Consider the following 2,163-nt stretch of genomic DNA (forward strand, 5'->3'; position numbering starts at 1 on the left):
ATTGTTTTGCTGGGGATCGTCAGCCTCTGCGCCGACGCCACCTACGAGGGGGCCCGCAGCATCTCCGGAGCTTTTTTGGGATCCCTGGGGGCCAGCGGCACGGTGGTGGGCCTGGTGGCCGGCGGGGGGGAGCTGCTGGCCTATGGGCTGCGCCTGGGCGTGGGCTACTGGAGCGACCGGCTCAGTAGGGATCCCGTGCACCGCAGTCGAGGGCAGTGGCAGCTCACCACCCTGGGCTATGTCCTCAACACGGCGGTGATCCCCGCTCTGGCCTGGGTGAGCAGTTGGCCTGGGGCTGCTTTGCTTTTGCTGGCCGAGCGCCTGGGCAAAGGGATCCGCACCCCGCCACGGGACCTGTTGCTCTCCCATGCGGCGCTGCAGGTGGGCCAGGGCATTGGGTTTGGCCTGCACGAGACCTTGGATCAAATTGGGGCGGTGGGAGGGCCGCTGCTGGTGGCAGGAATGGTTGCCGCCGGCTACGGGTTCCAAGGCGCATTCTTGGCCTTGGGGATCCCGGCGGCCCTGGGGCTGGGGGTGCTGGGGCTGGCCCAATGGCTGTATCCCACCCCGCGCGACTTTGAGCCGGAGCCGGAAACCGCTCCAGCAAAAGGCTTTTCCAGGGTCTTTTGGCTCTATCTCACAGCAGCGGCCTGTGTGGCCATGGGGTTTGCCGACTTTTCCCTCATTGCCCTGCACCTGCAGCAGCAGCACGGAAGCGAAGGAGCCATTGGGATCCCCTTGCTCTACGCCCTGGCCATGGGGGTGGATGCCCTAGCCGCCCTGGGCTGGGGCTGGCTATTTGACCGCCTGGGGCTGGGGAGCCTGTTGGGGGCGGTGGTCCTGTCTGCCGGTTTTGCGCCGCTGGCCTTTTCCGGCAGCTACGGGCTGACGGTGGTGGGCATGCTGCTCTGGGGGATTGGCCTGGGCGCCCAGGAATCGGTCATGAAGGCAGCAGTAGCCGGCATGGTGGCCGCCCAGGCGAGGGGCTTTGCCTTTGGGCTGTTTACCAGCATCTACGGCCTGGCCTGGTTTTTGGGCAGCGCCCTGATGGGGGTGCTCTACGATCTCTTTCTCCCCGCTTTGGTCATCTTCTCGGTAGCCGCTCAAGCCGCGGGGGCAGCTATCCTCTGGGTCTTAATCCTAAGGGGACAGGCTGGGGCCGGGCGATGAAAAAGCCCTGCACCAGATCTACGCCGCGGTCGCGCACCCACTGCAGCTCTCCTGCCGTTTCGATCCCTTCCGCCAGGGTAGTGATCCCCAGCTTTTGAGCCAGCTCCAGCAGTTTCTCGGCAATCACCGCCTTATAGGGATCCCGATCGACGCCGCGAATGAGCTCCCTATCCAGCTTGATGAGATCCGGCTGCACCTGGTGCAACAGGTTCAGGGATCCGTAGCCGGCGCCCAGGTCATCCAGCGCCACCCGAAAGCCCGCCTGCCGATAGAAGCGCAAAATCCGCTGCAAGTGGTTCAAATCGGGGCTGCGGTCGGATTCGTTGACCTCAAACACCACCCGCTGGGGCGGGATCCCGGCGCGGCTGATGGCCCAGACGGTGGAGCGCAGGCAAAAGGCCGGGTCGTAGATAGCCGTAGGGCTGAAGTTGATGAAGAGATCCCCTTGTAAGCGGTGCTGGGTGGCCGCGGCAATGGCCGTGCGGCGGGCGGCCAAGTCCAAGTGGTAGAGCAGCCCGGCCTCGCGGGCCATGGCAAAGAGCAAGCCCGGCCCAATCACCTTGCCCTCTTTGTCCAACCCCCGCACCAGCGCCTCGTGGCCCACCACACAAGTGGGATCCTGCGCCCGGACAATGGGCTGAAAGTAGGTGGTGAGACGGTCTTCCTTCAACACTTCCAACAAAAGCCCAGCTTGGGTGCGGTGGAACAACTGCAGCAGCGACTCCACCCGGGCGCAATCTTGCCAGCAGGGATCCCTATCTCCGGCCAAAAACAGGGCGCGGCTGGCCCGTATCTCTTCTTGCGAGAGAATATCAGCCATTGTCTCCAGGGTCTTCTTAAGGGCTCCCTGGGCAATGGCAACAACTAGGCCAAGGTCTTCTAAAACTTGCACGGGAACCTCTGTCTTGGCCTCCAGAGCCCGCCAGAGCTTCTGGTGGGTATGAGGAGTGGGCAGCCAGAGAAACAAGCGCCCTGGCTCTTGCAGAAAGGCGG

Annotated in this window: 2 protein-coding genes; one reads left to right on the top strand and one right to left on the bottom strand. The window is 64.1% G+C overall.

The window, feature by feature from the left end; genetic code table 11:
* On the top strand, nucleotides 1–1,170 hold a 1,170-nt coding region (locus NW844_RS09625), incomplete at its 5' end, for an MFS transporter (RefSeq protein WP_414335172.1).
* Here the strand turns inward: NW844_RS09625 and NW844_RS09630 are convergent.
* A partial coding sequence (locus tag NW844_RS09630) for an EAL domain-containing protein (RefSeq protein ID WP_414335174.1) occupies nucleotides 1,121–2,163 on the bottom strand: 1,043 nt, incomplete at its 5' end. The two genes, NW844_RS09625 and NW844_RS09630, sit on opposite strands and share 50 nt — an antisense overlap.

Origin of the sequence: Synechococcus sp. H55.2 (assembly GCF_047462495.1) — a bacterium.
Classification (GTDB): Bacteria; Cyanobacteriota; Cyanobacteriia; order Thermostichales; family Thermostichaceae; genus Thermostichus.